This is a genomic window from Streptomyces sp. NPDC002125 (assembly GCF_053593715.1).
Window position 1 is genome coordinate 1 of sequence record NZ_JBSFDD010000027.1, and the last position, 26171, is coordinate 26171.

General features: G+C 72.6%; 24 protein-coding genes. 10 read left to right on the forward strand and 14 right to left on the reverse strand.

What is annotated here, in order from left to right; all coding sequences use genetic code 11:
• Positions 1-176: 176 nt before the first annotated feature.
• The 5 genes from ACWCQM_RS32550 to ACWCQM_RS32570 form a co-directional block, all read right to left on the reverse strand.
• Entirely contained in the window at positions 177-1430 is a 1254-nt protein-coding gene (locus ACWCQM_RS32550) for an ROK family protein (RefSeq protein ID WP_450918666.1), read from the reverse strand.
• A gap of 101 nt (positions 1431-1531) precedes the next feature.
• Positions 1532-2836 (reverse strand): phytase, encoded by a 1305-nt coding sequence (locus ACWCQM_RS32555; protein ID WP_450918667.1) that lies wholly within the window; start codon positions 2834-2836, stop codon positions 1532-1534.
• 182 nt (positions 2837-3018) lie between these two features.
• The gene (locus ACWCQM_RS32560; protein ID WP_450918668.1) at positions 3019-3681 is read right to left on the reverse strand and encodes a DUF305 domain-containing protein; all 663 of its coding nucleotides are present in this window, start codon (positions 3679-3681) and stop codon (positions 3019-3021) included.
• Entirely contained in the window at positions 3678-4328 is a 651-nt protein-coding gene (locus ACWCQM_RS32565; protein WP_450918669.1) for a DUF3105 domain-containing protein, read from the reverse strand. Before ACWCQM_RS32565 ends, ACWCQM_RS32560 begins: the two co-directional genes overlap by 4 nt.
• A gap of 119 nt (positions 4329-4447) precedes the next feature.
• Positions 4448-4870, reverse strand: coding sequence for a hypothetical protein (locus ACWCQM_RS32570; protein WP_450918670.1), 423 nt, complete (start codon positions 4868-4870; stop codon positions 4448-4450).
• A 70-nt stretch (positions 4871-4940) separates the two neighbouring features.
• On the opposite strand from ACWCQM_RS32570, the gene ACWCQM_RS32575 reads away from it, so the two are divergent.
• Positions 4941-5813: a phospholipid scramblase-related protein gene (locus ACWCQM_RS32575; RefSeq protein ID WP_450918671.1), complete on the forward strand. Its 873-nt coding sequence runs from the start codon at positions 4941-4943 to the stop codon at positions 5811-5813.
• 75 nt (positions 5814-5888) lie between these two features.
• On the opposite strand, the gene pcaDC is transcribed toward ACWCQM_RS32575, so the two are convergent.
• The 4 genes from pcaDC to pcaH are packed head-to-tail and all read right to left on the reverse strand — an operon-like array spanning position 5889 to position 9734.
• Entirely contained in the window at positions 5889-7040 is a 1152-nt protein-coding gene (gene pcaDC, locus ACWCQM_RS32580; protein ID WP_450918672.1) for a bifunctional 3-oxoadipate enol-lactonase/4-carboxymuconolactone decarboxylase PcaDC, read from the reverse strand.
• Positions 7037-8377 carry a 3-carboxy-cis,cis-muconate cycloisomerase gene (gene pcaB / locus ACWCQM_RS32585; protein WP_450918673.1) on the reverse strand — a complete coding sequence of 447 codons (1341 nt, stop codon included), beginning with the start codon at positions 8375-8377 and terminating at the stop codon, positions 7037-7039. Before pcaB ends, pcaDC begins: the two co-directional genes overlap by 4 nt.
• Positions 8377-8949: a protocatechuate 3,4-dioxygenase subunit alpha gene (gene pcaG, locus ACWCQM_RS32590; protein ID WP_450918674.1), complete on the reverse strand. Its 573-nt coding sequence runs from the start codon at positions 8947-8949 to the stop codon at positions 8377-8379. The genes pcaB and pcaG overlap by 1 nt, the downstream gene beginning before the upstream one ends.
• Positions 8949-9734, reverse strand: coding sequence for a protocatechuate 3,4-dioxygenase subunit beta (gene pcaH, locus ACWCQM_RS32595; RefSeq protein WP_450918675.1), 786 nt, complete (start codon positions 9732-9734; stop codon positions 8949-8951). Before pcaH ends, pcaG begins: the two co-directional genes overlap by 1 nt.
• Before the next feature lie 232 nt (positions 9735-9966).
• Between pcaH and ACWCQM_RS32600 the strand changes: the two genes are divergently transcribed.
• Positions 9967-10419 (forward strand): MarR family winged helix-turn-helix transcriptional regulator, encoded by a 453-nt coding sequence (locus ACWCQM_RS32600; protein WP_450918676.1) that lies wholly within the window; start codon positions 9967-9969, stop codon positions 10417-10419.
• Positions 10420-10516: 97 nt separating this feature from the next.
• Here ACWCQM_RS32600 and ACWCQM_RS32605 read toward each other — a convergent pair whose 3' ends face one another.
• Positions 10517-11269: a VOC family protein gene (locus ACWCQM_RS32605; RefSeq protein WP_450918677.1), complete on the reverse strand. Its 753-nt coding sequence runs from the start codon at positions 11267-11269 to the stop codon at positions 10517-10519.
• A gap of 162 nt (positions 11270-11431) precedes the next feature.
• Between ACWCQM_RS32605 and ACWCQM_RS32610 the strand changes: the two genes are divergently transcribed.
• From ACWCQM_RS32610 to ACWCQM_RS32645, 8 genes are all read left to right on the forward strand, one after another.
• Complete coding sequence (locus ACWCQM_RS32610) at positions 11432-13120, forward strand: FUSC family protein (RefSeq protein ID WP_450918760.1); 1689 nt, start codon at positions 11432-11434, stop codon at positions 13118-13120.
• Entirely contained in the window at positions 13117-13623 is a 507-nt protein-coding gene (locus ACWCQM_RS32615) for a MarR family winged helix-turn-helix transcriptional regulator (protein ID WP_267078418.1), read from the forward strand. The genes ACWCQM_RS32610 and ACWCQM_RS32615 overlap by 4 nt, the downstream gene beginning before the upstream one ends.
• 604 nt (positions 13624-14227) lie before the next feature.
• Positions 14228-15850 (forward strand): sensor histidine kinase, encoded by a 1623-nt coding sequence (locus ACWCQM_RS32620; protein ID WP_450918678.1) that lies wholly within the window; start codon positions 14228-14230, stop codon positions 15848-15850.
• Positions 15847-16254 carry a roadblock/LC7 domain-containing protein gene (locus ACWCQM_RS32625; RefSeq protein WP_014049573.1) on the forward strand — a complete coding sequence of 136 codons (408 nt, stop codon included), beginning with the start codon at positions 15847-15849 and terminating at the stop codon, positions 16252-16254. Before ACWCQM_RS32620 ends, ACWCQM_RS32625 begins: the two co-directional genes overlap by 4 nt.
• Positions 16251-16619 carry a DUF742 domain-containing protein gene (locus ACWCQM_RS32630; protein WP_267078420.1) on the forward strand — a complete coding sequence of 123 codons (369 nt, stop codon included), beginning with the start codon at positions 16251-16253 and terminating at the stop codon, positions 16617-16619. Before ACWCQM_RS32625 ends, ACWCQM_RS32630 begins: the two co-directional genes overlap by 4 nt.
• Positions 16600-17214 carry a GTP-binding protein gene (locus ACWCQM_RS32635; RefSeq protein WP_267078421.1) on the forward strand — a complete coding sequence of 205 codons (615 nt, stop codon included), beginning with the start codon at positions 16600-16602 and terminating at the stop codon, positions 17212-17214. The genes ACWCQM_RS32630 and ACWCQM_RS32635 overlap by 20 nt, the downstream gene beginning before the upstream one ends.
• A 79-nt stretch (positions 17215-17293) precedes the next feature.
• On the forward strand, positions 17294-18817 hold the full coding sequence (locus ACWCQM_RS32640; RefSeq protein WP_450918679.1) for a cytochrome P450: 1524 nt from the start codon (positions 17294-17296) through the stop codon (positions 18815-18817).
• Between the two features lie 76 nt (positions 18818-18893).
• Positions 18894-20240: a 6-phospho-beta-glucosidase gene (locus ACWCQM_RS32645; RefSeq protein WP_450918680.1), complete on the forward strand. Its 1347-nt coding sequence runs from the start codon at positions 18894-18896 to the stop codon at positions 20238-20240.
• A gap of 3 nt (positions 20241-20243) precedes the next feature.
• Here ACWCQM_RS32645 and ACWCQM_RS32650 read toward each other — a convergent pair whose 3' ends face one another.
• The 4 genes from ACWCQM_RS32650 to ACWCQM_RS32665 form a co-directional block, all read right to left on the reverse strand.
• A complete protein-coding gene (locus ACWCQM_RS32650; RefSeq protein WP_450918681.1) occupies positions 20244-21155 on the reverse strand; it encodes a hypothetical protein in 912 nt (303 codons plus the stop codon).
• A 233-nt stretch (positions 21156-21388) separates the two neighbouring features.
• Positions 21389-25009, reverse strand: a complete 3621-nt coding sequence (locus tag ACWCQM_RS32655; protein ID WP_450918682.1) for a DUF4132 domain-containing protein — start codon at positions 25007-25009, stop codon at positions 21389-21391.
• A 113-nt stretch (positions 25010-25122) separates the two neighbouring features.
• The gene (locus ACWCQM_RS32660; protein WP_450918683.1) at positions 25123-25563 is read right to left on the reverse strand and encodes a hypothetical protein; all 441 of its coding nucleotides are present in this window, start codon (positions 25561-25563) and stop codon (positions 25123-25125) included.
• Complete coding sequence (locus ACWCQM_RS32665) at positions 25557-26015, reverse strand: ATP-binding protein (protein WP_450918684.1); 459 nt, start codon at positions 26013-26015, stop codon at positions 25557-25559. Before ACWCQM_RS32665 ends, ACWCQM_RS32660 begins: the two co-directional genes overlap by 7 nt.
• Positions 26016-26171: the final 156 nt, after the last annotated feature.

The window sequence follows — 26171 nt, forward strand, 5'->3', positions numbered from 1 at the left end:
TCGACGCCACCACCGCCGCCGAACGCTCCATGGCCTTCGAAGCCCTCGACCAGCTCGCCATGGAACACCTCCTCGGCGTCCGCTGACCCACCCCCGGGTGACCGGAGATATGCGGGCTCCGCCCCTCGCCGTTCGACGGCGGGGAGCGGAGCCCGCCCGGCATTATCGGCCGTCCGTCAGCTCAGCGACGCGGGCCGGGCGTAGGCGGCCGGGTCGGCCAGCACGTCCTGGACCACCAGCGCCGCGGCGCCCCGAGCCGCGTCACCCGCGACGGACGACGCGCGCAGCCTTCCGCCGCCCCGCGTCCAGAGCCCGGACACCACACGGCCCGTCAGTTCCTCGTCGGCGGGCGGCGAGAGCCACGGCATCAGACCCCGGTACATCCCGCCGAGCACCACCGCGTCCGGGTCGAAGAGATTCACCGCGCCGGACAGCACCTGCCCCAGCATCCGGCCCGCCTCGGCCACCGCCGCCAGCGTCACGGGGTCGCCCGCCTGGGCGCGCCGCTCCAGCTCCATCACGGCGGCCGCCCCGCCCGCCGCCTCGTCGATGCCCGCGGCCCGCAGCAGGGCCGACTGGCCCGCGTACTGCTCCAGGCAGCCGCGCGACCCGCACCGGCACTCCGGGCCCGCCGGGTCCACCACCACATGGCCGATCTCCCCGGCGAAACCGTGCGCGCCGCGCAGCAGTTCCCCGTCGAGCACCAGGGCGCCACCGACACCGATCTCGCCCGTCAGATAGAGAAAGCTGCGGACCGTGTCGAGCCCGCCGAACCACAGCTCGGCCAGCGCCGCGAGATTCGCCTCGTTCTCCGAACGCACCGGCAGCGGACCCGTGCCCGGCCGCTGGGCGGCGAGGGCGTCGGCGAACAGTTCCTCGGCCGCGACCTGGTTCCAGCCCAGGTTGGGCGCCTGGCGCACCGAGCCGCCCGACACGAGTCCCGGCAGCGCGAGGGCCGTACCGACCGGGCGGAGATCCTGCTCCCGCGCCGAGTCCAGGGTCCGGGCGGCGATCGCCGCGGCCCTGGCCAGCACCTCTTCCGGGGGCGCGCCGCGGTTGTCCAGGTGCTCGGTCTGCCGGACCCGTCCGGTGCCCGCCAGGTCCACGACGCACACCGACACATAGTCGATGTTGACCTCGACGCCGAGCCCGGCGGGCCCGGTGCGGGCCACCTTCAGGGCCGTACCGGGGCGCCCGGCCTGCCCGCTGAACGTCTTGCCCGACTCCGTGACGAAACCGCTGTCCAGCAGCTGCTCGACCAGGGAGGACACCGCGGCCCTGGTGAGTCCGACCCGGGCCGACACCCCGGCCCGGGTCGCCTCGCCGGCCTCGCCCTCGTCCCGTACGGCACGCAGCACGAGGCTCAGATTGTGGCGTCGCACGGTGTCCTTGTCGGCCTTGGACCCCAGGGGCGCGAGGTAGCTCTTCATATCGTCGACGAGCCTATGTGATGCCCGTCGGGGCCGGTCCCGCGGTGGTGGCGATGTGCGTCACCGGGGCGCGCGAGCCCGGCCCGGCCCGCACGGGGCCCCTAGAGGTCCGCCGCGTCCTTCACCACGCCCAGGTCGACGAACTTGAAGCCGGTCGCCTCCCTGCCCTCCCCGCCGCCCGCCGCCGAGGTCTCGTGTCCGTCCTGGACCACCAGGAGACCGCGCGGATAGCGGGAGCCCAGCGGCTCGTCGAGCACGGCGGCACCGTCGCACTCCTCGCTGCCGTCGAGGTCGGCCGAGACGGCGGTGACCCGGAAGCCGCCCTCGTACTCGTTGTCCTCGGAGACCTCGCGGTCGTACAGGGCGAAGCTGTTGTCACCCTGGCCGGACGCGAGGAGGTAGCCGTCACCGCCGGACTCCTGGAGAAGGGTCAGCCCCTCCACGTCGGCCGCCAGCCGCTTGCCGCCGAAGCCCGGGTCCGTGCCCGGCGCGCACTCCTCGGTCTCCGGGTCGTACGTCCCGGGGACGCCGTACTCCCTGACCTTGTCCACCAGGACCGGGCGGCCCTTCAGCCCGGCCGGCAGACGCCAGATGCCGACGTCCTCCTGGCCCGCGTAGAGGGTGCCGTTCTCCGGGTCGACGACCATGCCCTCGACCTGCGGCAGCTCGCCCGGCTCACCGCACGGCGTCCACGAGGTGCCGTCCGGGAGCCGGAACGACGAGGGCAGGGAGAGCGTGCGGACGAGGCTGTAACCCACCGTGCCCGCAGCCGTCGGCCGGAGTTCCAGCAGCGCGAGGTCGGTGGTGTTGCGGCGGCTGACGAGCGCGTACGAGCGCCCGGTCGACCGGTCCTGCCAGGTGGCGAGCCCGTACACCGTCCGCTGCTCGTTGATCTCGGCCTGGTCCGACGAGAAGACCGGGGCCGCGGCGGGGTCGGTGACGTCCTTGAGCGGACCGCCCGGCTGCGAGGGGTCGACGCGGTAGATCCGGAGGCGGTCGTTGCCCCGGTCGCTCACCACGGCGACGTCGGCGCGGCCCGTCGGGGTGCCGAGCCCGGTGAGCAGGTCGACGTTGTTGAACCGGCCCGGGGCGTCGTCCTCCGAGGCCGCCGCGGGTGCCGGGAGGGACTGGACCAGGGACGCGTCCAGGCCGTAGACCCGGAGCCCGCCCTCCTTGGCGGTGGCGACGACCAGGCTCCGGCCGGGGTCGGCGTCGTTGCGCCAGATCGCCGGGTCGTCGGCGTTGGCGTTGTCCCCCGCCTCGTCGTCGTACAGCGCCGCCGTCTCCGACGTCGCACCGACGGACGGCAGGGACCGCGCGTGGGCGGGGGACAGCGGGACGAGGGTGATCAGTGCCGTACCGAGGAGGGCGGAGGCCGCCAGGCGAGGCGAGCGGTGCGTGCGCACAGATGCTTCCTGTCGTGAGAGGGACATGTCCATGACTCGTCAGGAAGTGTCGGGCGGCGGGGCGGGCCTACGGTGTCACGCCCATGAGAAGGACGTGGGCGGCAGGTGAATTCGCGGTGTCGAGGGCCCGGGTCCGGTGACGGCCGCCACCGGACCCGGGCACCCTCGCGCGCCGGTGGGGATCAGGGCTTCGCGCCCCGGGCCTCCAGCATGTCCGCCATGAGCGTGATCTCGGACTCCTGGGCGCGGGCCATGCCCGCCGCCAGGTCGCTGATCTCGTCCGTCCGCGCCGAACCGGCCGCCGCCCGCGCCATGTCGGCGCCCGCGCGGTGGTGGACGGTCATCAGCCGCAGGAACAGCACCTCGGCATCCCTGCCCTTGGCGGCGCGCAGCCGGTCCAGCTGGGTGTCGGTTGCCATGCCCGGCATGAGCGCTCCGTCGTCCGGGGTGGCGGGGTGGCCCATCCACTCCATCGGCGCCCGGTCCGAGCTCTTGGGCCTGCCCCACGACTCCAGCCAGCCCAGCATCATGCCCCGCTGGTTGGCCTGGGTGTTGATGATGTCGTACGCGAGCCGTCGCACGGCCTCGTCGTCCGTGCGGTCCCGGACGATGAACGCCATCTCCACCGCCTGCTGGTGGTGGACCGACATGTCCCGGGCGAAGCCCACATCGGCCGAGCTCTCGGCCGGGGCGGTCGCGGAGGTCCCGGAGCCGGACGTCCCCGAGCCGGAGGGGGAGGCCTCCGACGGCCGTACGACCATCAGCAGCACCAGCCCCACCGCCACCACGAACACCACGGCCCCCGCCCACACCAGTGACCGGGAGGAGCGCGCCGTCGAGGTCACTTGGCGATCCCGCCCGAGCAGGCGGCGCCCGGCTCAGGGGTCTGCGCTCCCTGGACGTACTTGGTGAAGAACTGCGCGACCCGTGCGTCCGTGGCGCTCTTCACCGTGAGCTGCTTGCCCCAGGCGCTGAGCATCAGCGGGTCCTTCTGGTCGGCCACGGGGCTCATCAGCGAGTAGGGCGTCTTGGACACGCGCTCGGCGAGCGCCTCGACGTCGGCGTCCTTCGCCTTCTCGTTGTACGTGACCCAGACGGCGCCGTGCTCCAGGGAGTGGACGGCGTTCTCGTTCGGTATCGCCTCGGTGTAGACGTCGGCGTCGCAGTTCATCCAGACCGGGTTGTGGTCACCGCCGACGGGCGGGTTCATCGGGTAGTCGACGGCCTTCTCGACGTGGTTCTGGGTCAGCTTGTCCCAGGACTTCTCGCCGGTGACGGGGGAGGTCTTCGCCTGTTCCTCGGCCTTGTCCTGCTCGTCGGCGGCCGACATCAGATAGCCGCCCCCCGCGACGAGGCCGGCGAGCACGACGACGGCAGCGGTGATGGTGATGATGCGGCTGCGGCGCTCGCGGGCCCGCTCCTTGCGGCGGGCCTCGTCGAGCTTGGCGCGGCGAGCGGCGGCAGAGCTGTTCTGGTTCTTGGCGGAAGCCATGTCTCAGGTCCTCGGATTCGGCGGATGGCGTGCGCGGAACGTGCGCTACGCGGGGAAGAGGGCATACGGACGTGCCGCCTGAGGCGCTCTCACGGCGCGGGAGGGCGGAGATCCGGCCTCTAGATCCGCTGGACCTGAAGACGCAGACGGTCGACGGCGTCCACGCCGTCGTTGCAGGGCCCCCGGATGGGCGCCGCGCCGGTGGGCGGAGCGGCACGGGGCGCGGCCGAGCCGCAGGGCAGCGCCACGGGAGCGGCGTGCCCGGGCAGGACCACGGCCGACGAGTGGTCCGTCGTGCCGTGACAGGAGCTGCCGACCCCGCGCTCGGCCGGTGAGTCGGCCACGACGACGGACACGACCGCCGACGGCACAGGGGTGAAGGCCCGGACCTCGGTCCGGGAGGAGGCGTCGTCGCGGGGCGCGGCGGTGGCGGTGTGCGAGCAGCAGAGGAACACGGCCAGGAGCATCAGCGCCCATGCCAGGGCGACGGGCAGGCTGTTCGTGCCCCGCCGCCGTGTCGTCCGCCCGCTCTCTCCGGTCATCGCCGCCATCGTAATGGTGTGTGAATGTTCAATGAGTCCGGCCCACAGCTTGGCAGGATAGTGTGCCGCGGTGACGACGCAATCGAACGTACCTGCGGGCTGGCATCCCGATCCGCATGGCGCACCCCAGCTGCTGCGCTACTGGGACGGCTCCAGGTGGACCGAACACACCCACCCGGCCCAGACCGCCCAGGCCCAGCCCGCGGCTCAGCCCCAGGCCGCTCAGGCTCAGGCCCCGGCGCAGGCCCAGGCTCCGGTCCAGGCGGCGCAGCCGCAGCCCGTGGTGCCGCAGCAGCAGTTCGCTCCTCAGCAGGCGGCTCCCCAGCAGGGCGTGCCCGGCGCCGGCTCGCTCTTCGACCAGCAGGTCCTGGTCGTGAACCAGAAGGCCAAGCTGATCGAGCTCACCAACGAGTACAGCGTCTTCGACCAGCAGGGCAACACCGTCGGTTCGGTCGTCCAGGTCGGCCAGAGCACCGCGCGCAAGGTGCTCAGGTTCGTGTCCAGCATCGACCAGTACCTCACCCACCGGCTGGAGATCCGCGACGCCTACGGTCAGCCGCAGCTGCTGCTGACCCGCCCGGCGAAGTTCATCAAGTCGCGGGTCGTCGTGCAGCGCCCGGACGGACAGCCCGTCGGCGAGATCGTGCAGCAGAACGCCATCGGCAAGATCAATTTCGCCATGATGGCCGACGGCCGGCAGGTCGGAGCGATCAAGGCGGAGAACTGGCGCGCCTGGAACTTCGCCATCGTCGACCACAACGACGCCGAGATCGCCCGGATCACCAAGACCTGGGAGGGCCTGGCGAAGACGATGTTCACCACGGCCGACAACTACGTGCTCCAGATCCACTACCAGCTGCCCGAGCCGCTGCTGAGCCTCGTCGTGGCGACGGCCCTGACCGTGGACACCGCCCTCAAGCAGGACGCCCGCGGCTTCGGCTGAGCCCCGGGCCGGTATCTCTCGCGCACGCGTACGGGGCGGCGCCCGGCCCTGCCGGACGCCGCCCCGTACCGGCGTCTACTCCGCCTTCTCCGGCTCGCTCTCCGCCATCTCGGAGAGCACCCGCTCGGCCACCGAGAACGCGGAGTTGGCCGCGGGGACCCCGCAGTAGACCCCCGTCTGCAGGAGCGCCGCGCCGATCTCCTGGGGGCTGAGGCCGTTGCGTACGGCCGCGCGGACATGCATCGCCAGCTCGCCGTAATGGCCGTGCGCGACCAGGGCGGTCAGCGTGATGAGGCTGCGCTCGCGCCGGGACAGCGTCGGGTCGGTCCAGATCTCGCCCCAGGCGTAGCGGGAGATGAAGTCCTGGAACGGCGCGGTGAACTCCGAGGTCGCGGCCTGGGCCCGGTCGACGTGGGCATCGCCCAGGACCTCGCGGCGTACGACGGTGCCGCTGCCGCGCTCCCGGGGCGCGAAGTGGGCGCGCAGCGCCTCCCGCACGGCCGCCGGGCGTTCCGCCGGCGCCAGGTGCGAGGCGTGCGGCAGCTCGGTGAGGGCCGCGCCCGGGATTCCGTCGGCGATCTCCCGTGCGTGCGCGGGAGGCGTCGCCGGGTCCTCGCGGCCCGCGACGACCAGCGTCGGCGCCCGCACGTCGGAGAGCGCGTCCCGCAGGTCGAAGTCCGCCAGCGCGTCGCAGCACGCGGCGTACGCGGCGGGGTCGGTGCCCAGGAGGTCGTCGAGCAGCCGGGGTTCGGTGAACCCGGGCGTGAACCAGCGGCCGGCCGCGCTCTCCGCGACCTTCCCGAGCCCTTCGGCGCGCACCAGCGCGGCGCGCTCCCGCCAGGGGCCCGGGTCGCCGAAGTGGGCGGAGGAGCAGACGACCGCCAGGCGGTCGACGCGCTCGGGGTGGTGGGCGGCGAGCCAGAGGCCCACCGCGCCGCCCAGCGAGACCCCGGCGTACGAGAACTGCTCCAGGGACAGCGAGTCGGCGAGCTCCAGCACCAGGGCCCCGAGATCGGCGACGGCCGCCCCGGGGGCGATCAGACCGGCGGGCGAGCCCCCGTGCCCCGGCAGGTCCCACCGCACGACCCGGTGGGCGGCGGAGAGTTCGGGGGCGACCCCGTCCCAGAGGGCGGTGGACGTACCGAGCGACGGGCCGAGCAGGAGCGCGGGAGCGCTCGCCGGACCTTCGGCGCGGTGGTGGAGGAGACGGGCGGGTGTCGTGGTCATCGGCGCTCCAGAGCGCGGTCGGTGAAGGGCCCGGCGCAGCCGGTGTACCGGGCGGGGTCGGTCAGTTCTTCGAGATCGAGGCCCTCGAAGGCGGGCTCCGCCGCGAGGATCCCGGCGAGGGTCGTGCCCTCGTCCCGGGAGCGCGCCGCGGCCTCGGTGAGGATCTCCTTGGCGCGTGCGCGGCCCACCCGGGCGGCGGCGACGGCGGCCAGCCGCTCCGAGACGATCAGGCCGCCGGTCAGTCCCAGATGGCTCCGCATCGTTTCGGGGAAGACCCGGAGCCCCTCCGCGAGCTCCGCCGCGTCCCGGGCGGCGCCGCCGACCAGGCGCAGCAGGTCGCGCAGCGGCTCCCATTCGGCGTGCCAGGCCCCGGCGGGCCGTTCGTCCTCGGCGGCGAGCGAGCCGTAGAGCGTGGCCGCCGCGAAGGGCGCGCGGCGCGCGGCGGCGGCGATCAGGGTGGCGCGCACCGGGTTGGCCTTGTGCGGCATGGCGGACGAGCCGCCGCCGGAGCCCTCCGCGAGCTCGGCGATCTCCGTACGGGAGAGCGTGAGCACATCGGCCGCCGTCTTGCCGAGCACGCCCGCGGTGAGGGCGAGCGCACCTGCCAGGTCGGCGACGGGGGTACGCAGGGTGTGCCAGGGCAGCAGCGGTTCGGCCAGGCCCAGTTCCCGCGCGTAGGCCGCGACGAGCCCGAGCCCGCCTGTGTCCCCACCGGTCCCGGAGGCATCCGTGGCGAAGGCGGCCAGCGTGCCCGCCGCGCCGCCGAGCTGGGCGGGCAGCGAGTCCCGTACCGCACGCAGCCGGTCCCGCGCGTCCAGCACCGAGGACCGCCAGCCCGCGGCCTTGAGGCCGAAGGTGGTCGGCACGGCGTGCTGGGTCAGGGTGCGGCCGGGCATCGGCGTGTCGCGGTGCTCGGCCGCCAGCCGGGCCAGCGCGCCGGCGGTCCGGTCCAGGTCGGCCAGGACGGACGACAGGGTTCTGGACGCGACCAGCATCGCCGCGGTGTCCAGGATGTCCTGGCTGGTGGCGCCCCGGTGCACATACGGCCGGGCCTCCTCGTCGACCGCCCCCGACAGCGCGGCGACCAGGGGGATCACCGGATTGCCGCCGGACCGCGCCCGCAGCGCCAGATCGCGTACGTCGAACCGCTCGGCCTCCGCCGCCCCGGTGACCGCCCGCCCGGCCCCCGCGGGAGCCAGCCCGCAGGCGGACTGGGCCCGCGCGAGAGCCGCCTCGGCGTCCAGGAGCGCCTGGAGAAAGGCGTGGTCGCCGGTGGCGGCCTCGGCCGCGGAGCCGGCCCGCCCGGGGGCGAGAAGGCCGGCGTCGCTCTCGTGCATCAGCTGAACTCCAGGAAGACCGTCTCGCCGTCGCCCTGGAGACGGATGTCGAAGCGGTAGGTGCGGGGGTCCGTGCGCGTCGCGACCAGTGTGGCGCGGCGCTCGGCGTCCAGCGACTCCAGCAGCGGGTCGCCGGCCCCGGCCGCCCCGTCCAGCAGGTCGGGGAGGTACACCCGGGTGAAGAGGTGGTGGACCAGACCGCGGGCGAAGACGGCGGCACAGATGTAGGGGGCGCCACCCGGCGGCAGGGTGCGTACGACCCATCGGCCGTCCGCGTCCGTCGGCGCCCGGCCGAAGCCGGTGAAGTCCACGCCGTTGCGCCCGATCACCTTCCCCGACGAGGGGTCGTGGCGCAGTGAACCGGGGAGGCCGGTGCGCGATCCGTCGGGCGCGGGCTGCCAGGTCTCGACGATCGCGTCGGGCACGGGGACGCCCTGGCCGTCGAGGACGTAGCCGTGGACGGTGATCGTGTCGGGGTGGCCCGCCGGGGCGACCTCGCCGCCGCCGGGGAAGGGCAGGGCGTAACCGTAGAAGGGACCCACGGTCTGGGAGGGAGTCGGTGCGTGGGACATCAGGCGTCGCCTTCTTCCTCGGTCCAGGTGGCGCACGGGCCGTCGAGGACGATGTCCCAGCGGTAGCCGAGGGACGTCTCGGGAACGGACAGATCGTGGTCGTACGCGCAGACCAGCCGCTCGCGCGCGGCCTGGTCCGTGACGGAGCGGATCACCGGGTCGTACGGGAGGAGCGGATCACCCGGGAAGTACATCTGGGTGACGAGCCGCTGGCTGAACGACGTGCCGAACAGCGAGAAGTGGATGTGCGCGGGGCGCCAGGCGTTGGTGTGGTTGCGCCACGGATAGGCACCCGGCTTGACGGTCGTGAACGAGTAGCCGCCGTCGTCATCGGTGAGGCAGCGTCCGAAACCGGTGAAGTTCGGGTCGAGCGGCGCCGGGTGCTGGTCGAGCTGGTGGGCGTACCGCCCCGAGGCGTTTGCCTGCCACACCTCGACCAGCTGTCCGCGCACGGGCCGGCCGGCCCGGTCCAGCACGCGGCCGGTCACGGTGATGCGCTCACCGAGCGGCTCGCCGTGGTGCTGTGCGGTGAGGTCCCGGTCCAGCGCGGTCACATCGGTGACCCCGAACGCGGGCCCGGAGAGCTCGACCGCCTCCGGGTCGCGCAGGGGTATGAGCGAGCGGTGCGGGTGGCGGTAGTGGCTGCTGCGGTACGGGGGATAGTCGCGCGGCGGATGGGAGGCACCCGGCACCGCGGCGGCCTGCGCCTTGGCCACCTCCGTGTCGATCTCCTGCTGGGTCAGTCCGTCGGGCAGGGGCTGGGCGGGAAGGTCACGTGCGGTCATGTCACGGCTCCGTGAAAGCTGATAATGCTCAGTACACTGAGTAAATGCGATGTCCGTGAAGCTATCCAGAGGTCGCTGTCACGGTCAAGACCCTCAGTGCACTGTGTATCTTCGACATCCTGGCCGGCGGAGGGTCCGGCCCACAGCGATCCGGGGCCGACGGGGCGCCCGGCCCACGGTGATCCGTCGGCCGGCGACACCGTCGGCCGGCGGCCGACAGAGAGGGCGTGCCGTGCAGGCGGTCGACCTGAGCACCCACCCCGGGCACCTGGCCCGGCGTCTCCAGCAGGCGCACCACCTGCTCTGGAACGCGATGGTCTCGCAGGAGACCACCTCGCCCCAGTTCGCCGTGCTCAACGCGCTGACCGCCGAACCCGGCCTCGACCAGCGCACGGTGGGGGAGCGGGTCGGCCTGGACCGGTCCACCATCGCCGAGGTCGTCAGCCGGCTGCTGCGCCGGGGGCTGCTCGACAAGGTGCGCGACCCCCAGGACGGCCGGCGCTCCCTGCTGCGCCTCACGGAGGAGGGCGCGGACACCCACCGGAAGCTCGCCCTGCGCACGGTCCGGATGAACCAGGTCTTCCTCGGCCCGCTCTCCGCGGACGAGCGGCGGACGCTCTTCGACCTGATGCACCGGGTGTCGGACGCCGCCGAGACCTTCCGGGTGCCGGAGGAGGCCAGGTGACGGCGGGCCGGGCCGGGAGGTTCGAGGTGGCACCCGTGGACCTTCGTCCGGAGGAGGCGCTCCAGGGGCTGCCCCCTCGTCCCTGACGGGACAGCCCTCAGGGAGTGCGGAGGCCGAAGCGCGCGCCCCGGGGGTCGCGGACGACGGCGACCCAGGGGCCGCCGGGGACGTGCCTCGGCGGTGCGAGCTGCTCGCCGCCCGCGCTCAGCACCGTGGCGGCGGTGGTCTCCGTGTCGGTGACCGTGAAGTAGGGCAGCCAGTGCGGCCCGGTCTCCTCGGCCTCGTCGGGTGACTGCTCCTTGAGACCGCCGAAGGCCGCCCCCTCCACGCCCCAGTGGGTGAAGTGCTCCGACGCGTCGACCGTCCAGCCGAACACGGCCGGATAGAAGGCGAGCGCTCCCTGTGGGTCGGAGGTGCGCAGTTCGGTCCAGCCCAGGGCGCCGGGGGAGTTGAAGCGCCCCGCGCCCGGGAAGGCGCGTGCCTGCCAGAGGCAGAACGCCGCCCCCGACGGATCGGCGGCCACGGCGAACCTGCCCTGGTCGAAGACGTCCATCGGCCCCATCAGCACGGTGCCGCCGGCCGCGCGCACCGCCTCCGCCGACGCGTCCGCGTCCTCGGTGGCGAAGGAGACCGTCCAGGACGGCGGCTGGTCCGGGCGGTAGACGGGGGTCAGGGCGGCGACCGCGTCCTCGCCGATGCGCGCCATTGTGTAGCCGCCGGCCTCGGGGCGGGGGTCGGTCTCGGACCGCCACCCGAAGACCGCCGCGTAGAAGGCCTGGGCGCCCGGCACGTCCGGCGTGCTGAGCTCGACCCAGCAGGGCCCTCCCGGCACCGGCTTCATGAGCTTCATCCCGTTTCCTCCCGATGCGCGCGCCTGTGCACGCCTTCCTACGCTGTTGTCCAGCACGCTAGAGCGGCGTGGAAGCGGCGGCTACCGGAGGCGGAGCCGCGCACGATCCAAGTGTTTTACAGGTGTAACACCTGTTAAGGTAAATGGGTGAGTGATACAGCCATGCGACCCCGGAAGCCATCCGTCCACAAACTGCCGGTCACTGGCGTCCTGCGGCTGAGGAGCCCCGCGGAGACCTGGTACAAGCCCGCGCTGAGCGTGGTGGTCGCCTCGGCGGTCCCGAATCTGCTGCTGTACTCGCTCGACCGGCTCGACCTCGTGATGTACACGATGGCCGGCTCGCTCTGCGCGCTGTACGGGCACAACCTGCCGTACGCCCGACGGGCCCACACCGTCCTCCGGGTGATCCTCGGCATGGCCGCGGGTTTCGCCGTCGCCCTGGTCACGGCGTCGCTCACCGACTCGACCGCTGTCCTGATCGCGGTCGGAGCGCTGCTCGCCGCCGTGCAGAAGACCTTCTGCGACGCCACCCGCATCGGCCCTCCCGGCAACGTGATCTTCGCGTTCGTCACATCGGCCGCGCTCTTCGTCCCGCAGGAGCTGGGGCAGGTGCCCGGGCACATGGCGCTGATGCTGGCCGCGGGCGCCTTCTCCTGGCTGGTCACGGCGGGGCCGGCCCTCTGGCGCAGGGAGGGGCCCGAGCGCCTCGCCACCGCCCGCGCCCTCGACGCGGCAGCGGCGTACGCGGCGGAACCCGGTCACCGGACCCGGCACGCCGCCGCGGCAGCGGTTCAGGCCGCCTGGCAGGCGCTCCTCGCCTCAGGCCGGCCCACCCCCGTACGCCAGGGACTGGAGAGGCTCGTCGTCCATGCCGAGCGCGCGCTCGCCACCACGGCGGTCGACGGCCCCGTCCGCGGCGTCGACCCCGAGCAGCTGCGCCGATGGGCGAAGGAGACCCGGGCGCGCGGCCCCGTCCCCAGCCCGCCGCCCGCGCCCGGCACCGTCGAGCAGCTCTTCGGGATCGACGCCGAACGGGCCGGTCAGCGCATGCGGCGCGGCAGGCGCGAGGCGCGGCGCAGGCTGCTGCGCGCACTCGGCCCCGGCTCGCCCGTGCTGCCCGTCGCCTTCCGCACCCTCCTCGGGACCGCCCTGGCCGGCTATGCCTCCTGGGCGCTCGGCGTGGGCCACCCGTACTGGGCCATCGTCACCGCGGCCTCCGTCTACCAGCCCAATCTCGCCCTCTCCTGGAGCAGGGCCGTGCAGCGGACCGTCGGCAACCTCCTCGGCGTCCTGGTCTTCGCCGCGGTCATCCCGGTCGCCCGTATCGGCCCGCTGGCCCTCGTGCTGTGCGTCCTGTTCTTCAGCTTCGCCGCCGAGGCCCTCATCACCCGCAACTACTGGCTCGGTTCCATCGCCGTCACCCCGATGGCCCTGCTGATCCTGGAATTCGGCGGCTTCCAGCCGGCGGGTCAGCTCATCACCGACCGTGCCCTGGACACCCTGGTGGGTGTCGCCGTCGGCTTCCTCGCCGCCGTCGCCGTCACCAATCGGCGCGCTTCCGGCCGTGTGGAGCAGGCCCTCGCCGCGGCGGGGGACGCCCGGGAGCGCGCCGAACGGGCCGTCGCCGACCCCGAGGCGGACCCCCTGGCGCTCGAAACCGCGCGCAGGCGGCTCACCGCCGCGCTGGTGGAACTGCGCGACGCCAGTGATGTCGCGTCCGGCGAATGGTGGCAGCGCGCCCTGCCGGAGGAAGAGCTGCTCGCCGCTGAGCAGGCAGGACACCGTACGCTCGCGGCGACAGCACAACGGCAGGGGCTGATCACCCTGCCCCCGGCGAACGGAGCGGTGTGACCGACGACATCGTGGCCTCGGTGGTACGGCAGTGGCAGGCCGTCAAGCCGGGACTGGACACCGGACCGATGGAGCTCATCGGCCGAATCAACCGCTGCGCGGCCCTTCTCCAGCAGGCCGAGGACGCCCCGCTGCGGGCCGCCGGACTGACCCGGGCGGAATTCGATCTGCTCGGCGCGATGCGGCGCACCGACCGCGAGCTGACCCCGGGTGAGCTGGCCCGTGAGACCTTCTCCTCCGGTGCCGCCGTCACCAAGCGCCTGCGCGCCCTCCAGGAAGCCGGTCTGATCGGACGCCGCAGTGACGCCCGCGACCGCAGGGTCGCCCATGTCGGGCTGACCGACGAGGGGCGCGAGCTGGTCGACCGGCTGCTGCCCGAGCAGCTCGCCTACGAGCGGTCGGTGCTCTCCGGGCTGGACGACGAGACGCGCGGCGGGCTCAGCGAACAGCTCGGCGAGCTGCTGGTACAGCTGGAGGGCCGCCTCGGCGGAGGCCGCCGCTGACGCACCGTCGCTCCCTTCGGCGAGGCGCCGAGCCTGACGAGCGATCTCACTCTCCGTCATGGTCATGGGGGTGGTGAACCGCCGCTTCCGGCGGGTCGGGCGGGAGTTCGACCACGGCGCCGCATCGTGACGGCCGGGCGCAGGCGCATGCGTACACCCGTCCGTCGCTCAAGGATCTGCTCCTTTTCGATCCGATTCGATCACATGTACCCCTGTCCTGTTCTGCGGGACAGGGGTATTCGTATCTGCGGAAGGTTTTCGCTCAACTGATCGGATTATTCGGCTTTGTCGCTGGAAATTCGCGGGCTGCTCCAGCGTGCCTTTCTGGGATCTTGTCCTTATCAGCAGGACAAAGTAGTCCGGTTTGGGCTGATTCCCTGTGGATGTCACTCCTCGCGCACGTCTGACGGCGGTGAGTGCGAAAACTGGCGAGTGTATTACCGCCGGCGTGCTCGCGCAGGGGGTTGGGCGAATGTGCCGAAGCACTGATCTGATCTGGCTAGGCTCACGCGCAGTGAAGTCGAGTTGATATGAATTCGCGCACTCGTTCATAACTGTCCGAACAAGTGCGTATACCTCCCGAATCAACCGCCAGAGGGTTTAGATGGTCCGTGTTGAATCACCGCCGACCAACAGAGACATCCCGGTAATCCGCGCCGCACTCCTGCCCGTTGTGCTGATGGCCGGAGCCACCACCGCCGGCGCGGTGCCGGTCACCGGGGACACGCGGGTGGCAGTCGTCCTGTGCGGTGCGATCGCCACCGTCGTGGTCGCCACGCTCGCCGTCGTGCTCAACCGCCGCCGCCGGGCGACGCACGTCCAGCGCGCGCAGTACGAACAGCGCATCGCGTTCCTGGAACACCGCATCGCCTCGCACGACCAGGAGACCGTACGGCTCACCAAGGAGCTCCTGCCCGCCGCGATCCGCAGGCTGCGTGCCAGCAACTCGCCGCAGGAGGTGATGCGCGACATCGTCGACGCCGACGAGACCTACCGCAACCTCCCCAAGGCGCAGCGCGCCCTGGTCCTCCAGGTCCTCGACATCATCGACAACGAGGAGGCGATGCGTGACTCCGCGCAGCGCGCCTTCGTCAGTGTCGCCCGCCGCGTCCAGGCCATCGTCCACCGACAGGCCAGTGAGCTCCGGGAGATGGAGGACCACCACGGGCGCAACCCCGAGGTCTTCGACGACCTGCTCCGCATCGACCACGGCACCGCGCTGATCGGCCGGCTCGCCGACTCCATCGCCGTGCTCGGCGGCGCCCGCCCCAGCCGTCAGTGGCCCAAGGCCGTACCGCTCTTCAGCGTGCTGCGCGGCGCGATGTCCCGCATCCTCGAGTACCAGCGCGTCGACCTGCACTCGATCGCCAAGGTCGCCATCGTCGGCACGGCCGTCGAACCGCTGATCCACGCCTGTGCCGAACTCCTCGACAACGCGACCCGCTACTCGCCGCCCCAGACGCGGGTGCACGTCACCGCCGTCGAGGTGCAGACCGGCATCGCCATCGAGATCGAGGACGGCGGAGTCAGCCTCAGCGAGGAGGCGCGTGCGCGGGCCGAGAACATGCTCGCCCAGGCTCAGGCAGGCATCAACATGAACGACCTGGGGGAGTCCCCGCGCCTCGGCATGGCCGTGGTCGGCAGGCTCGCCCGGATGTACCAACTCCAGGTATCCCTGCGGCAGTCCGCGTACGGCGGTGTCCGCGCCGTGCTCGTCGTACCCCGCGACATGATCACCACCGGGCCCGCTCCCGGCATCGCACACGGCATCGGCGCCACCTCGCGGCCCCAGAGCTCGCTCGACATGTCGCAGATGAAGCACGTCGTGCCCCCGCGCGGCAAGCACAAGGTGCGTCCCGCCGCGACCGGGCCCGTCCCGTCGGTCGCCGCTCCGGCCGCCCCCGTCCCCGCACCGGCGGCATCCGCCGCACGGCCCGCCACCCCGGCGGCCGCCATGGGGGACGACGAGATCGTGGTCACCGAGTGGACCGCGGGCGGGCTTCCGCAGCGCCGAAGCCGGGGCCGCGCACCGCTCGGCTCGCACAACCTCCCGCAGCAGTCCGCGCCGGCCGCCGAGCCCCCCGCCGCGCGCAACGGACACGGCGGCGACACGGCACCTCCCGGTCTCTGGCTGGAGGCATTCACCCAGGCGGTCAACGGTGTGCCCAAGGACCAGGACAACGGCGAAGACTCTGACGACGCGTGGGACAAGGGAGACCAGAAGTGATCCAGCAACGGGGAAACATGGACTGGATGCTCAAGGAACTGGCCGACGACGTACCGAGCATCCACCAGATCGTGGTGCTCTCCGCCGACGGACTGCGCATCGCCCGCCACGGCGGTGACCCCGACGTCGCCGACCGCCTCGCCGCCGCCTGCGCCGGGCTGCAGAGCCTGGCGGCGGCCGTCGCCACCGAAATCCCCTACAGCGACGGCCTGATGAAGCTCGTCGTCATCGAGGTCACCGGAGGGTTCTTCTACCTGATGGCGGCCGGAACCGGCGCCTACCTCGCGGTGCTGGCCGGGGAGACGGTCGACGCCGGCCTCGTCGGAGCCCGTATGCGCGACATGGTCGTCCGCATCGGGGCGCATCTGACGAGTCCTCCGCGCCACGACGGGCAGGCCGGATGAGCCCTCCCCGACGAGAACGCCGCAAGGCCGACCCGGAATTGAGCGACCCGGAACGGCTGTATGTGATCACCGGTGACACCGACGGCGAGAGAGCGGCACTCGACCTCGTCACGATGGTGGTGGCGCAGGCCGAACCGTCGCCCACGGTCCAGCCCGAGCAGGCCGCGATCCTGCGGCTCTGCAAGGCGCCGCTGTCCGTGGCCGAGATCTCGGCCTATCTGAGCCTGCCCTTCAGCGTGGTCACCTCGCTCCTGACAGAACTCCTGGCGACCGAACTGATCGAATCGCGCGCGCCCATCGTCCGCGCCGCGCTCCCGGACCGGTCCCTCCTCGAAGCGGTGATGCATGGACTTCAGAAGCTCTGACACGATCACGGGCCCCCGCAGCGAGGACGTCCTTCCCAGTACGGCCACGGCCGCGGTGAAGGTCGTCGTCGTCGGAGGGTTCGGGGTCGGCAAGACGACCATGGTCGGCTCGGTCAGCGAGATCCGGCCCCTGACGACCGAAGAGACCATGACCCAGGCCGGTGTCGGCGTGGACGACAACGTGGGCGTGGAGACGAAGACCTCCACCACCGTCGCCATGGACTTCGGCCGGATCAGCCTCAGCGACGAACTGATCCTCTATCTGTTCGGCACCCCCGGCCAGGAACGCTTCTGGTTCCTGTGGAACGGGCTGTTCGAAGGAGCACTCGGAGCCGTCGTCCTGATCGACACCCGGCGGCTCCAGGTCAGCTTCGACGTCATCGGCAGGCTGGAGGAGCGCGGGGTGCCCTTCGTCGTCGCCGTCAACACCTTCCCCGACGCACCCCATCACCCCGTCGAGGCACTGCGCAGCGCCCTCGATCTGCCGGACGAGGTCCCGATGATCGACTGCGACGCCCGGCTGCGCACCTCCAGCCGCGACGTGCTGATGACCCTGATGCGCTATCTGCACCGCCTCGCCGTGCCGCTCGCCTGACCACCGGCACACATCCGTCTCCGAACGGGCCCTGTCCCCCACGTGCCCGTCTCGCGTACGCCATATTCCTGGAGCCACTGTGACAACCCCCTTCCCGTACGAACCCGGATCGGCCACAGGTCCGGTGCCACCCCCGCAATGCCCCGCGCACGCCACGGGTACGGGCCCCGGCGGCCTGCGCCGTCTCTTCGGCCCCGAGGCCGAGGCCGACCCCGCCGGACTGTACGAGAAGCTGCGCGCCGAACACGGGACGGTGGCGCCCGTCCTGATGCACGGGGACGTTCCCGCCTGGTTGGTGCTCGGGCACAGCGAGAACCTCCACATGACCCGTACCCCCTCGCAGTTCTCCCGCGACTCGCGCCGCTGGCGCGCCCTGCAGGAGGGCACCGTGGCCCCGGACCACCCGCTCGCCCCGGTCTTCACCTGGCAGCCCGTGTGTTCCTTCGCCGAGGGCGCCACCCACGAACGGCTGCGCGGAGCGGTCACCGACAGCATGGCGCGCATCGACACCCGCGGGGTGCGCCGCCACATCAACCGGTACAGCAACCGGCTCGTCAACGACTTCTGCAAGGAGGGCCGCACCGAACTGGTCAGCCAGTTCGCCGAGCGACTCCCGATGATGGTGATGTGCGCGATCATCGGCATGCCGGAGGAGTACAACGACCGCCTGGTGCAGGCCGCCCGTGACATGACCCGGGGGTCGGAGACCGCCGTCGCGAGCAACGCCTACGTGATCGGCGCGCTGGACCGGCTGGTGGAGCGACGCCGGAAGGTGCCCGGCGAGGACTTCGCCACCTGGCTGGTCGAACATCCCGCCGGCCTCACCGACAAGGAGGTCAGCGAGCACCTGCGGGTGGTGCTGATCGTCGCCTACGAGACCACCACCAACCTGATCGCCAACGTGCTGCGCATGGTCCTCACCGACCCCAGGTTCCGCGCCCGGCTCAGCGGCGGGCACATGACCGTCCCCGAGGCGGTCGAGCAGACGCTCTGGGACGAGCCGCCGTTCACCTCGGTCCTCGGCCGCTGGGCGGTGGGCGACACCGAGCTCGGCGGGCAGCAGATCAAGGCCGGTGACGCCCTGATCGTGGGCATCGCCCCCGCCAACACCGACCCCGCCGTGCGGCCCGACCTCACCGCCAGCATGGAGGGCAACCGCGCGCATCTGGCATTCAGCAGCGGCCCCCACGAGTGCCCGGGCCAGGACATCGGCCGCGCCATCGCGGACGTCGGTGTCGACGCCCTGCTGATGCGCCTTCCCGACCTCGAACTCAGCGTGGAAGAGAGCCAGTTGAGCTGGGTCGGGAACTTCGTTTCACGGCACCTGGTGGAGCTGCCCGCGAGCTTTGCCCCGAGCCCTGAACAGGAGATCGACGCCGAACCGCTGCCCGCGGTCTCCCGTGCCCGGTCGCAGGCCGACTGGGAGGTGGCCTCGCCCGCGATGCCGCGGCCCGCGGGGACCGTACCGGCCGGCTACGCACCGGGCGGGGCGCAGGCCGCCGCCCCGCACGCGCCGTCCGACACCCCTGTGGCCGTCCCGGCGCAGCGGAGCAGGCCGCCGAAGCTCTGGCAGGCCGTGGTGCGCTGGTGGAACGGACACTGACACCGGACGCCGTGCCGGGTGCCCTGGTCCTCCGGGTCCAGGGCACCCGGCCGCGTGCCCCGTACCATCGAGCAGCGTGAAGCTGACAATTCTTGGCGGTGGCGGATTCCGGGTCCCTCTCGTGTACGGGGCGCTGCTCGGCGACCACGCCGAAGGCCGCGTGACACGGGTGACCCTGTACGACACGGACGCCGACCGGCTCACCGCGGTCGCCCGGGTCCTCGTCGAACAGGCCGGGGGCATCGGTGACGCGCCCGCCGTCCTCGCCACGACGGATCTCGACGAGGCCCTGCGGGGAGCGGACTTCGTCTTCTCCGCGATCCGGGTCGGGGGACTCGAAGGCCGGGCGGCCGACGAGCGGGTCGCGCTGGACGAGGGCGTCCTCGGCCAGGAGACGGTCGGGGCCGGAGGTATCGCCTACGGGCTGCGCACCGTACCCGTAGCGGTGGACCTCGCCCGGCGCGTCGCGCGGCTCGCACCCGACGCATGGGTCATCAACTTCACCAACCCGGCGGGGCTGGTCACGGAGGCGATGTCCCGGCACCTCGGCGACCGCGTCATCGGCATCTGCGACTCGCCCGTGGGACTGGGCCGCCGGATCGCCCGCGTCCTCGGCGCGGACCCCGACCGGGCGCGGATCGACTACGTGGGGCTCAACCACCTCGGCTGGGTGCGCGGTCTGCACGTCGGAGGCCGCGACGAACTCCCGCGCCTGCTGGCCGACCCGGAGCTGCTCGGCTCGTTCGAGGAGGGCAGGCTCTTCGGCCCGGACTGGCTGCGCTCGCTCGGGTCGGTCCCCAACGAGTACCTGCACTACTACTACTTCAACCGGGAAGCCGTCCGCGCCTACCAGGAGGCCGAACAGACCCGGGGCGCCTTTCTCCGCGAGCAGCAGGAGGGCTTCTACGCCCGTATGAAGGACCCGGCCGCCCCGCCGCTGGCCACCTGGGACCGTACGCGCGCCGAACGCGAAGCCACGTACATGGCGGAGAACAGGGACGTGGCAGGGGCGGGCGAGCGCGAGGAGAGCGACCTGGAGTCCGGCGGCTACGAGCAGGTTGCCCTCGCCCTCATGAGGGCCGTGGCCCGCAACGAACGCACCTCGCTGATCCTCAACGTCCGCAACAGGGGCACCCTCCGGGTGCTCGACGAGGACGCCGTCATCGAGGTGCCCTGCATGGTCGACGCCGACGGCGCGCACCCGGTGACCGTCGATCCGCTCCCGTACCACGCCGTCGGGCTGGTCACCGCGGTGAAGGCCGTGGAACGCGCCGTGCTGGAGGCCGCGGAGACCGGCTCCCGGGCGGCGGCCGTGCGGGCCTTCGCCCTGCACCCGCTGGTCGACTCCGTCTCGGTGGCCCGCCGGCTGGTCGACGGCTACACCAAGGTCCACCCCGGGCTCGCCTACCTGGACCGGCCGTGACCGTCAGCCGCTTCCCACGTCCAGGAGTTCACGGCTGACCAGGATGTGCAGCTGGGCCTCCAGCCAGGCGGCGGACCCGGCGGAGCCGGGCGCGCCCGTCGCCTCCAGGAAGGCCCGGAGCAGGGCCGCGGCACGCGCCAGGCCGCAGGCCCGGGCCAGTGCCCTCAGATCGCGGACCAGGAGGGAGCCGGGCAGCTCGGTCCAGGAGGCGCCGGCCGGGGTGACGCTCGTGGCGCCCACTCTGTTGCCGGAGATCGTCAGCGCTCGGCTCGCGGTGCGCCGGGCGCTCTCACTGACCGGATTGCCCGTGGCCAGCCTGCTCAGTGTCGTACCGAGGTGACGGCGCGCGGACAGCCGGTGGCCCGTCAGCTCCTGTCCGTCGGCGGCGGCCCATTGCTTGTGGAGCACGAGGACGGCGGCTGCTCCCGGATGCGCGAAGTACACCTCTGCGGCGGCTCCGGCAGCGGTCGTGCGGACCCGGCAGCCGAGCGCGGTGAGCCGCACGCGGCGCAGCGGTGTGTCGCCGGGCTCCCGCACCCCGAGGACCGACGGCAGCGCGGCGGCCCTGCGCCGGGCATGGATCTCGGTGAGCAGCTCCGCGACGAGCTCGGGGCGGTGGTCGGCGCTGCGGGTGGTGTAGGCGGTGAGCCGTTCCGCGAGTTCGGCGACGGCGCCGGCCGGCCAGTGCAGGGATCCGGCGGTGAGCGCCTCGGCGGCACGGGTCAGCGCACCGGCGAGCACCGGGCTCGCGTGGACGACTCCCGTCATCAGCAACTCGTCGGCCAGGGATGCCGCGTGGTCCAGCGCGGGTGAACCTCCGGCGGCGGTACGGGCCGTGGGAGGACCGCCGACCTGGACGGTGTCCTGCCCGCCCTCCTCGGTGGCGGCGCGGAAGGCCCACACGGCGAGGGCCACCACCTCGCCGCGCAGTGCTGCGGCGGCGTCCGTCAGGGCGTAGGCGATCTCACCGGGAACCGGGAACCGGGAAGCGCACGGTGCACGTGGGGAGTTCCACCCAGGGCTCCGGGCGGTCGGAGGTGGGGTGGTGCACGCGCGCACCGTAACCGCGCTCGAACGTGCGGCGGGCGGCGGCCAGGGCCGGTGCCCCGAAGGCCCTGGTCAGTGCCTCGTCGTGTCCACCAGCCCGCTCACGCGGCCACGCCCTCGGTGAGTTCGGCGAGATCGGCGAGCAGTTCGGACACGACGACCGGGTCCAGGCCGGAGAAGCGCAGAGGGTAGCCGTGCCTCGCGGGGTAGTGGTCGCCCGGAGCGGAGGCGAGCCAGACCGTCTCCAGGGTCTGGTCGGGGAACATGTCGACCACGCCCACGGCGATGCCGGTGTCCAGCGCGATCACCAGGTACTCCTTGTCGCCGAGCCGCTTGGAGATCCAGCGCTCCACCCCGGCGTCCTGGGGCACGCCGCGCTCCCACCCGCGCCGCTGGAGCCCCAGCACCTTGCCCGTCGTCACCTTGAGCCCCTCGAACCGCGGCAGCCGGTAGCTGTCGGCCTCCTCCGGGCCCAGTGCCGCCACCGCGCGGCCCAGCTGGGGGAACGGCTGGAGGATCTCGTAGTCCGCGAACACCTCCGACCATGCGGCGAGCCCGGCCCCCAGGTGCAGCGGGTGCGCGAGGTACACGGTCGCCCCGTCGGGCAGAGCGAAGGCATCGTCCTCGGCATCGGCGAACGTACGGTCCTCCGCGACCCGGAACGCCGTGCGCACCCCGTCCGTCTCGCTCAGCCACACCAGACGGCGCACCAGGTGCCACAGCAGCGGATGTCCCACGAACAGCTCGCGGAACTCCTGCGCCGTCCAGGAACGCCCCGTCACCATCGCGGCCTCGAACCGGCGCACCTGGTCGGACGCGATCGTGCGCACATCCTTCTTCAGCGCCATGAACCGCTTGCGCTCGGCCGGAGCCAGCTCCGCGTCGTCCTTCGCGCCGGGCACGGGCAGGTCCTTGCGGCGCTTCCCCTCACCGTCCAGGACGAACGGCCGCAACTGCTCGTCGAATCCGACCGTGAAGGTGCGCGTACCGTAGTCGACGACCGTCGAACCGCTCGCGTCCAGGCCGAAGTCCGGGACGAGCCTGTCGGACAGCTGCTCGCCGGACAGCCCCAGTCCTGCGGCGACCTCGGCGATCTTCTCCTGGGCGCGCGCCTTGAGGCCCTTGAACTTCACCCGCTGTGCGATGCCGTGCAGATGCAGCAGCGCCACATCCGTGCCGATCTCTGCCAGCACGTCCAGCCCCTCGACGGCCCGGTGGTGCGCGGCCTCTCCCGGCCAGGCACGGATGACAGGGGTGAGCCGCCGGACCGTCCCGTCGTCGCCCAGCAGCCCCAGGGCGTGCAGCGCCCATGCCTCCTTCGCCGGCTGGTCGGCCTCCCTCCACCGCTCGAACAGCGCCCACACGAACTCGGCGAGCGAGCCGGCCTCCGCCACGTCCGTGACCGCGGTGAGGCCCGGATACGGGTCTCCGGGCCTGGACATGGCCAGCATGGTCAGGGCATGGCGCACCGAGTCCTCCGGCAGTGCGCCCCCGGCCCGTGCCGCGATCTGCGGCAGCAGCAGCGGCTGGGCCCAGCCGGGAAGCTGAGGCACCGTCGAGGGCAGGGCGAGCTCCAGCGGGTCAACGGCCAGCAGCACACCCACCGCCTCCGCCGCCGGCTCGCCGTACGTCGCGGCCGCCTTCCGCACCGTGTCGGGCCCGTGCAGGGAGGCGATCAGGACGAGGGCCTGCTCGGCGGCCCGGCGGGCGGCCCCTGCCTTGCCCACGGCGTCCGGAACGAGGAACGCGGCGGCCGTGACACCGTGCCGCCGGAACCAGGAACGCGCCGTCGCCGCCGTCGACTTCAGCCGCAGCGTCCAGCTCGCCATGTGCCGGGCGACGGACACGTCGACGAACGGCAGCAGCAGCGGGGCGAGCGAGCCCGGCTGGCGGGGCACGGCCCGCAGCAGCAGCGGCAGGGCGTCGAGCCCGAAACGCGCGACGACCGGCCTGAGGGTGTCCAGGCCGTCGTAGATGTCGGTCGGATCCCAGACGGCGAGCGCCTCGGCCACCAGCTCCTCCGGCGCGTTGATGTAGACCCAGGCGGACTGCAGGCTCGATCCGGTCAGACCCTGCCACAGCCCGGCGATGTCCCTCTCCCAGTCACCGCTGCCGTGCGCCTCGGTGTACCAGCTGGAGGACGCCGCCCAGGCGTCCCGCTCCCCGGGCAGCCAGTCCACCGACGGCGCGTGATCAGCGGTCAGCCCCGTCACGACGACGGGCGCGGCCGTCGCCCGCGGCCGGGTCCACGGCGGGGACGTCAGCACGGAGGGCAGGGCGCTCGCGTCGGTGTCGGGGACACGGTCCACGGGGTTGAGCAGCGGATCGATCACCGCCACGAGATCGTCCCCGAGCGTCGGCAGCACCGAGGACACCAGCGCGGGGTGCGCGGCAACATGGCTCAACAGCCATCGGCGCGCGTCCTTGGCCCCCTGCTCGTCCTTGTCGCGGACCTCCTCGGCGAGCAGACGCAGGGCGCGCACGGGATAGCGCCGCATCGCTTCGAAGAGGGCGGCGCGGGTGTGCTTGGAGTCCGCGTGGCGGAGCAGCAGGCGCAGTGCCTCGTCCGTCGGGATCTCGGCCAGGGCAGCGGCTGCCTTCTTCGTCGTGTCCGCGTAGTAGCTGGGCTGGAGGCCCTGGGCCAGCAGCGGGGCGACGGCCGTGCCGACGCCCTCCGCCACCGTCGCGGTCAGCGCGACGCTCTCGTGCACGCCCGGGGGGTCGCTGAGCGCCTCCAGCTGATCGGCGGAACGGAGCGAGCAGAGGAGCATCACTCCGATGGTGTGGTCCCTGGAGCCGGTCGCCTCGGGGTCCGAGCAGAGCTCGTCGACCCAGGCGGTCTTGCTCGGCGCGAGGTACGAGGCGATGACCTTGCGCGGGGTGTCCGTGCGGGACTCCGCGAGCGCGGCGACCGTCGCGCGGTACGTCTCCTCGTCGGCAGCGGCGATCAGCGCCCGGACGCGGTCGCCGACCGGGCCGTGCGAGCCCAGATGGCTGTACAGATGCGTGGTGAGGGGCGCGGTGCGCGCCTCCAGCCAGGGATCGGAGCGTTGCGCACCGGACTGCATCCAGTGCGCCTCGACCAGGAAGTACTCCACGGCGGCACGTGCGGCGAACGGCAGCCCGTGCCGGGCGATCCACAGATCCGCCCACCCGGACGTCGGCGGCACCGCGACGACCGACGCCAGCACCGCCGCGCCGGTCGGCGAGTGCGCCCCCGCCCGGTGGGTGCGCAGCGCGGCCACGAGCGCGTCGTCGCTGCGGGGCGCGTCCATGAACTGCTGGATCCAGCCCGTCTCCTCGGCTTCCCTGCGCTCCAGTGTGTCTAGCTCCTCGCGGCGCACCCTGCCCGGGGCACGCCGCACGCCGCCGCGCCGGGGATGGAGCGCCCGCTGCCAGGCGGCAGGCAGCACGAAGGTGTCCTCGTCCGGGAGCGTCCCGGACTCCTCGGGGGCGGGCGAGGCGGCGGGGACGGAGCCGGCAGCGGGGACGGAAGCGGCAGGCGTGCTCCCGGACGCCCCCACCTCGCGATACCCCTTGCGCTCCTTCTCGGCGATCGTCTTCAGCACCTGGGCCTCGGCCGCCTCAGCCGACGGATACTCCTTCGACTGCGTCCGCCCGTCGCTTCCGCACCGGCCGTACCGCACGGTCACCACGGTGCCCTCCGCCCCGGTCTCCCAGAACTTCGACGCACTGCCCTCAACGAACTCCCAGCGGCGCACAGGCCTGCCCCCCTTACCCGACCCCCGCTCCGCAGCGGGTTTGTGGATCAATGGGGCCAGACTAGAACCGGCCACTGACAACGCCCTCGGGAGGTGCCGCCGAGGGCCTCGGGTCAGGGAGCGGGCACGGCCCTCGGCCGGCCGGCCGGGTCCCAGGACGGCACGACACCGGTGACCTGGCAGACCATGAGGAAGAGCGGGATGGGCGGCGTATAGGGCGTGCGGCTGTCCGGAGCGTGGATCAGCCGAGGGCGCCCGGCGGGGACGTACGCCCCGGTGGCGTACGACGACTGCTCGGGCCAGTCCAGATCGAGATCCGAACCCGAGGGGACGATCCACCACCACTGGTCGGCGTCGGCGAACACGCATCCGGCGCGCGGCAGATGCGACATCAGGCGGAACCCGTAGCGCGCGGGCACGCCCACCGCGTCGTATCCGAGGCTCGCCGACAGCGCGGGTGGCAGCGGCAGCCGGACGCGGCCACCTGGCCCGTCCTCCTCCACGGAGCGGGCCCGGCGCGTGCCGAGCAGCTGGGACAGGGCGTTCTTCAGCATGTCCGCTCCATGTCGTACGGCAGTTCCGCCCATACGATGCGACCCGAGCCGTTCCCCGCGTCCAGGGAACCCCAGGCGGCGCTCATGGAGTCGACGAGCAGCAGTCCGCGTCCGTGTTCCCCGTCGGCCGTGGGAGACATCCGGGGGCCGCCGGGCTGATGGCCCTGGTCCTGGACGGATATGCGCAATCGGTCCGCGTCGCACCTGAGCTCGCAGACGACACGGTAACTGGCGGTGTGCACGACGGCGTTGGTGACCAGCTCGGAGACGGTCAGAACCGCAGCGTCGTGGGCATCGCCGCTCACCCGCCAGTCCGCCAGCCGCTCCCGCGTGAGGCGCCGGGCACCGGCGACCGACTCGGGATGCGCCGGCAGCGCGAAGCAGTAACGGAGCGCTTCCGTCCCGGGACTGAGGTCCAAGAGCCGGGGGATGAGCGCACTGCCAGGTGCCACGACCGATTCCTCACAGTGGGGGCTGTGTCACGCTTCGCACCGTCCCGAAACGGCCGGGCGCGACTACGCGAACTTGGTTCGGTCACCAACTCTCCCCCTGACATGAACACTTGGCAAGGGGCACTCTGAAAAATTCAGAGTGGCTGTGTCCTTGGA